This is a genomic window from Faecousia intestinalis, from assembly GCF_040096185.1.
Lineage (GTDB): Bacteria > Bacillota > Clostridia > Oscillospirales > Oscillospiraceae > JAZOXB01.
The window spans coordinates 1-4,210 of sequence record NZ_JBBMFF010000086.1 but is presented as its reverse complement, the minus strand read 5'-3'; the positions used below and the strand labels follow the sequence as shown (position 1 = coordinate 4,210).

Sequence of the window (4,210 nt, the reverse complement as noted above, 5' to 3'; positions counted from 1 at the left end):
AAGGGCACGCCCTTCGCACGTTTGCGAGCCGAGCGGTATTTTCTCCGACGTACACGCCGCCGGAGAAAATGATTTCCGTTTTCTTTGCGCCTGCGGGCGCAAACTCTGCGAGGCTTTTCCGACAGTCCGAGCGCCGCACCCGCGGCGCTTTTTGTACGTTCAGCGGCAGGCTTCCTGACTTGTCATTGCGAGGCTCCGCAGGAGCCGTGGCAATCTCGCAGGACTGGCTGGAACACAGGAAGGCCCCGGCGGATTCGTAAGTGCCTGCTTGAGATTGCCACGTCGGGCTTACGCCCTCCTCGCAATGACACGGGAGGAAGGCGCGTCCTTACGCTGCCCTGTCCCTGCAATTACAGCGGATTATCCCAGCAGTCCTGCCTTTGCCTTCAGCGTCAGGATGCGCAGGACGCTCTCGTTGATGCGGGCCTCGGTCAGCGTGCCGTCTGCGGCGGCATCGCGCAGGGCCTGCAGGGCGGCGTCGAGGTCGTCCGGCATCAGGATGAGGTCGCAGCCGGCCTCGATGGCCAGCAGGGCTGCCTCGCCGGGTGTGTAGTTCGCCGTGATGGCGCCCATATTGTGCGCATCTGTGATGACGACGCCGTCATAGCCCAGCTCCGTGCGCAGCAGGTCCGTCACAACGGCGGGGGAGAGGTCGCAGGGCGTGTTGTCGCCCGTGACGGCCGGGGCGGACATATGCGAGACCATGATCATGCCCGCGCCCGCCTCGATCCCGGCGCGGAAGGGCAGCAGCTCCGCCTCGCGCAGCTCGTCCAGCGTGCGGTTTGTGACGGACGTGCCGAGATGGGAGTCCGCCTCCGTGCTGCCGTGGCCGGGGAAGTGCTTCAGGCAGGCCAGCACGCCGCCCTCCTGCAGGCCGCGCGTCATGGCGGCGACCATATCGGAGGCGACGGCGGGGTCGCTGCTGAACGAGCGGTCGCCGATCTCCGTGTTGTTCGGATTCGTCACGATGTCTGCCACCGGTGCAAAGTCCACGTTGAAGCCTGCTCCCTTCACCTGACCGCCCAGCTTCTTGCCCATGGCCTCAACGGCGGCCGTGTCTCCGGCCGCGCCGTAGGTCGCCATCGGGTCCAGTACATCCGTCAGGCCGACGCCGCTCAGGCGCGACACGCGCCCGCCCTCCTCATCCACGCCCAGCAGCAGCGGGATCTTGCTGTAGCTCTGCGCGGTCTGCAGCATCTGCGTGACCTGCTCTGCCGATACGATGTTCTGCGCGAAATACACCAGCCCGCCGACGGGCGTGCGTTCCAGCGCCCCGCGCGTGGCGTCCCCTGCCGCCGTGGCGGGGGAGAGGCCCGTCAGTGCGTCCGGCGTGACGACGAAGAGCTGGCATAGCTTCTCGTCGAGGGTCATGCCGTCCAGGATCTCCTGCGCGGCCAGCTCCTCGGGCGAAGTGGTCTCCGTCGGGGCCTCCGTTTCGGTCGGCGCGTCTGTCTCCGGAGCGTCGGTCGGCGCGGCGGAGGAGGAAGGCTCCGTCGGCTCCACGCCGCCGGTGGCCGTGGCCGGGCCTGTCTGCGTGATACGCAGGACGTAATAGACGATACCGGCTACGGCGACTGCGATGACCAGCAGCAGAACGGCGATCAGGATCCCGCCGCGATTGTGTTTCATGGAAATCGACCTCTCTATCTTTATAACGTATGACTTGATTTTTTCCTATTGTACCGGAAATGAGGGGAAAATACAAGGCGTTTTTTCGCGGAACATTGTAATTGCAGGGGAGCGGACAGCCGGGCCCGGCGCTGCGCTTTCGATTCGTACAGGCTGTCGATAAAAACGGACACACCGGTTGCGTCTGTAGCGGCGGTCACTGCGCAGCCGCTACAGGAATGATATCCATAATAAATTCCGCGAGTCCGGCCCTTCGCAGATTTCTTGACATTTTGCAGCCGCCGGGATATACTATATTTATTATCACGATCATGAAACCATGCAGAGCGAGGGACATTATGGCCAAAAAGCAAGCATACGGCAACGAGAGCATTACCACGCTCAAAGGCGCGGAGCGCGTTCGCAAGCGCCCCGCGGTCATTTTTGGCTCCGACGGGCTGGACGGCTGCGAACACGCCGTGTTTGAGATCCTGTCGAACGCCATTGACGAGGCGCGCGAGGGCTATGGCAAGCTCATCATCGTCACGCGCTACGCCGACCGCAGCATCGAGGTCGAGGACTTCGGCCGCGGCTGCCCCGTGGACTGGAACGAGAAGGAGCAGCGCTACAACTGGGAGTTGGTCTTCTGCGAGATGTACGCGGGCGGCAAATACAACAACAATGCCAGCGAAAACTATGAATACAGCCTTGGCCTGAACGGCCTCGGCACCTGCGCCACGCAGTATGCCTCGGAGTATTTCAATGCGCGGGTCTTCCGAGACGGCTTCGAATATCACCTGCACTTCAAAAAGGGCGAAATCGACGGTCAGATGGAGAAAAAGCCCGCCGACCGCAAAAAGACCGGCTCACTGTTCCACTGGAAGCCGGACCTCGAGGTCTTCACGGATATCGACATCCCCGTGGAGTATTATCTTGACACGCTCAAGCGGCAGGCCGTCGTCAATGCGGGCGTGACGTTCCGCTTCCGCAATCAGGCCGGCAGCAAGTTCGAGACAACGGAGTTCTGCTATGAGCACGGCATCCTCGACTACATCACGGAGCTGACGGACGGCAACGCCTTCACCATGCCGCAGTACTGGGAGACGGAGCGCCGCGGCCGCGACCGGGCGGACAAGCCGGAATATAAGGTAAAGATCACGGCGGCGCTGTGCTTCTCGCGCAATCTGAGCCGTCTGGAATACTATCATAACTCCTCGTGGCTCGAGCACGGCGGCGCGCCGGACAAGGCCGCGCGCAGCGGGTTCGTCTCCGCCATCGACGCCTATCTCAAGCAGAACGGCAAATATGCGAAGAACGAATCGAAGATCACATTCCAGGACGTGGCGGACTGCCTCGTGCTTGTGACGAACTGCTTCTCCACGCAGACGTCCTATGAGAACCAGACGAAAAAGTCCATCAACAACCGCTTCATTCAGGAGGCCATGACGGAGTTCTTCCGCAGCCGCCTGCAGGTCTATTTCCTCGAGAACAAGCAGGAGGCCGACCGTATCGCCGAGCAGGTGCTCATCAACAAGCGCAGCCGCGAGACGGCCGAGCGTGCCCGCATCACGGTCAAAAAGAAGCTCTCCGGCAATCTCGACATCGCCAACCGCGTGCAGAAATTCGTCGACTGCCGCAGCCGCGATGCCAGCCGCCGCGAGCTGTATATCGTCGAGGGCGATTCCGCCATGGGCTCGGTCAAGCTCTCGCGCGACGCGGAATTTCAGGGCATCATGCCCATCCGCGGCAAGATCCTCAACTGTCTGAAGGCGGACTATGCCCGCATTTTCAAGAGCGAGATCATCACGGACCTGCTGCGCGTTATGGGCTGCGGCGTCGAGGTGCGCGACAAGCACGTCAAGGACCTGACGGCCTTTGACCTCGGCAGCCTGCGCTGGAACAAGATCGTCATCTGCACCGATGCCGATTACGACGGCTTCCAGATCCGCACGCTCGTGCTCACGATGCTCTACCGCCTTGTACCCACGCTCATCCGCGAGGGCTATGTCTATATCGCGGAGACACCGCTGTTCGAGATCACCTGCAAGGACAAAACGTGGTTTGCCTACAACGAGACGGAGAAGGCTGATATTCTGAAAAAACTCGAGGGAAAGAAGATTTCCGTCGCGCGCTCGAAGGGCCTCGGCGAGAACGAGCCGGAGATGATGTGGCTCACGACGATGAACCCCGAAACGCGCCGCCTCATCAAGGTCATGCCGGAGGACGCGGAGAAAACGGCGTTCTATTTTGACCTCCTCCTCGGCGATAATCTCGCCGGAAGAAAGGAATATATCGCCGAAAACGGCAGCCAGTATCTGGAAATGGCGGATATTTCGTAGTGTAAAATTTAACGAGGCTGCCAGACGTGCGTTGTAGGGGAGGGGCACGCAGAAATAAATGAATACTGAAGACTGAAAAATGAAGAATGAATAATTCACGGGCCTTCGGCCATGCGTTGTAGGGGAGGGACATGTCCCTCCCGGCGGTGCACCGACGATTCGTATTGGGTATCGATAAAAACGCACAAACCAATTGCGTCTGTAGCGGCGCTCACTGCGCAGCCGTTGGCGGCTTTGCCGCCTTACGGATGCGGCGTGCCCCT

Annotated in this window: 2 protein-coding genes; one reads left to right on the top strand and one right to left on the bottom strand. The window is 61.0% G+C overall.

What is annotated here, in order from left to right:
* Nucleotides 1–360 precede the first annotated feature (360 nt).
* Nucleotides 361–1,629, bottom strand: a complete 1,269-nt coding sequence (locus WMO66_RS01505; RefSeq protein ID WP_349134645.1) for a glycoside hydrolase family 3 protein — start codon at nucleotides 1,627–1,629, stop codon at nucleotides 361–363.
* Between the two features lie 338 nt (nucleotides 1,630–1,967).
* Between WMO66_RS01505 and WMO66_RS01500 the strand changes: the two genes are divergently transcribed.
* The gene (locus WMO66_RS01500) at nucleotides 1,968–3,947 is read left to right on the top strand and encodes a DNA gyrase/topoisomerase IV subunit B (RefSeq protein ID WP_349134644.1); all 1,980 of its coding nucleotides are present in this window, start codon (nucleotides 1,968–1,970) and stop codon (nucleotides 3,945–3,947) included.
* Nucleotides 3,948–4,210: the final 263 nt, after the last annotated feature.